The sequence below is a fragment of the Halogeometricum sp. CBA1124 genome (genome assembly GCF_009741955.1).
GTDB lineage: Archaea > Halobacteriota > Halobacteria > Halobacteriales > Haloferacaceae > Halogeometricum > Halogeometricum rufum.
This window is the reverse complement of sequence record NZ_WPCD01000345.1, coordinates 1-1,643: the sequence shown is the minus strand read 5'-3', so window position 1 is coordinate 1,643 and position 1,643 is coordinate 1. Positions and strand designations below refer to the sequence as shown.

Sequence of the window (1,643 nt, the reverse complement as noted above, 5' to 3'; positions counted from 1 at the left end):
GGGGTGCGGGGGGAAGGGGGGAGAGAGGGAGTTTTTCACCTCGGCGAACCTCTCTCTGGTATGAAACGACCGACGAAACTCCTGGTGGCGGGCGTCGGAACCGCGCTCGCGGCGTGGACCGCGTGGGGCCTCTACAGCGGTCGCTCGGCGGAAGGCGTCCCGTACGAATCGCTCCGGTCGGTGGACGGCGTCGAACTGCGCCGGTACCCGCGAACGCTCCTCGCGGAGACGACGGCGCCGAACCAAGTGGCGGCGTTCCGTCGCCTGTTCGACTACATCTCCGGCGCGAACGAGTCGAGCGAGTCCGTCTCGATGACCGCGCCGGTGCGCACCGAGGAACCGGCCGGCGGCGCGGCGCGCGGCGGCGAACGGGTTGGGGTGACTGCGCCCGTCCGCGCGGACCGCGGCGAGACGGTGAGTATGACCGCACCCGTCCGCACCGACGAGGAGGGCGACGGCGTCAGGATGGCGTTCTACCTCCCGCGGGGTGACACGCTGGAGACGGCGCCGATGCCGACGAACTCGGACGTTCGGCTGGTGGTCGAGGGACCGAAGACGATGGCCGTCGAGCGGTTCTCGTGGTACGCGACGAGCGGACGGGTGGCGAACGCCGAGCAGTCGCTTCTCGACACGCTCGAACGCGAGGGAATCGAGGTCCGCGGCGAACCGACCCTGTGGCAGTACGACGACCCCTACACGCCGCCGTTCATGCGACGGAACGAAGTCGCCGTCGAAGTGAATCTGTCGTAGCGGACGGCTCCGACTCTGCGCCTCGGCCGCGGAGCGTCAGTCGCCCCGCCACTCGTCCTCGAGGAGGCCGTAGCGAACCCGGTCGTGCCACTCGCCGTCGGCGTACACTTCCTCGCGGGCGACGCCCTCGCGTTCGAAGCCCACCTTCTCCAGCACGCGCTGTGACGCCTCGTTGGCGGCGAACGTGGAGGCCTTCACGCGGTGGAGGCAGAGTTCCTCGAAGCCGTACTCGACCATCGTCTCGGCGGCGGCCGTCGCGTAGCCCTCGTTCCACCGTCGGTGGGCGATCCAGTAGGCCAACTCAGCGTAGCGGAAGCCGACGGCGTTCGACTCCTCCCGGAGCAGGTAGACGAATCCGACCGCCTCGTCGTCCTCGTCGCGGACGACGAGTCCGACCGTCTCCTCCTCGCGTCCCATCGTTCCGCCGAGGCGGGCGGTGACGTGGTCCGCGCTTGTCGGCATCCGCACGGTTCGCGTCTCGCGGATGCGCGGGTCGTTCTCGTGTTCTCGGAGGAAGTCGATGTCCGACTGGTCGGCCGGACAGAGCGTCACACCGTCTCCTTCGAGGAACACAGGACCGGACATACCGAAGGGTCGCCGCGCCGGAGGTAAAGTCCGGTGGCCGTCCGCCCGTGAACGTGTCACCGGAGTGCGACGACGAACGCGACGACGCCGAGGACGGCTCCGCCGAGCGCGACGGGCAGCGTCGGCCCCGAGAGCGTCGGGACTCGGCCGAGGAGACCCGTGAGGGCGACGGCGACGCCGGCGGCGAGGACGCCGACGGCGACGGTGGCCCCGAGGTGGGCGAGTTCCGCCCGTCTCGTCTCGCCGCGGCGGCCGACTTCGCGGCCGAGCGTGACGCCGTGCGTCCCGGCGTCGCGGACGACGGCGTG

At 70.6% G+C, this 1,643-nt stretch carries 2 protein-coding genes and 1 pseudogene; 1 reads left to right on the top strand and 2 read right to left on the bottom strand.

The genetic code is table 11. From position 1 onward, the window contains the following. The first annotated feature begins 60 nt into the window (after positions 1–60). On the top strand, positions 61–750 hold the full coding sequence (locus tag GJ632_RS21345) for a heme-binding protein (protein ID WP_191453968.1): 690 nt from the start codon (positions 61–63) through the stop codon (positions 748–750). A gap of 36 nt (positions 751–786) precedes the next feature. Here GJ632_RS21345 and GJ632_RS21340 read toward each other — a convergent pair whose 3' ends face one another. Both GJ632_RS21340 and GJ632_RS22655 read right to left on the bottom strand, forming a co-directional pair. Continuing rightward, positions 787–1,335, bottom strand: a complete 549-nt coding sequence (locus GJ632_RS21340; protein ID WP_191453967.1) for a GNAT family N-acetyltransferase — start codon at positions 1,333–1,335, stop codon at positions 787–789. A gap of 56 nt (positions 1,336–1,391) precedes the next feature. Beyond that, a pseudogene (locus tag GJ632_RS22655) lies at positions 1,392–1,643 on the bottom strand (hypothetical protein); the annotation flags it as partial.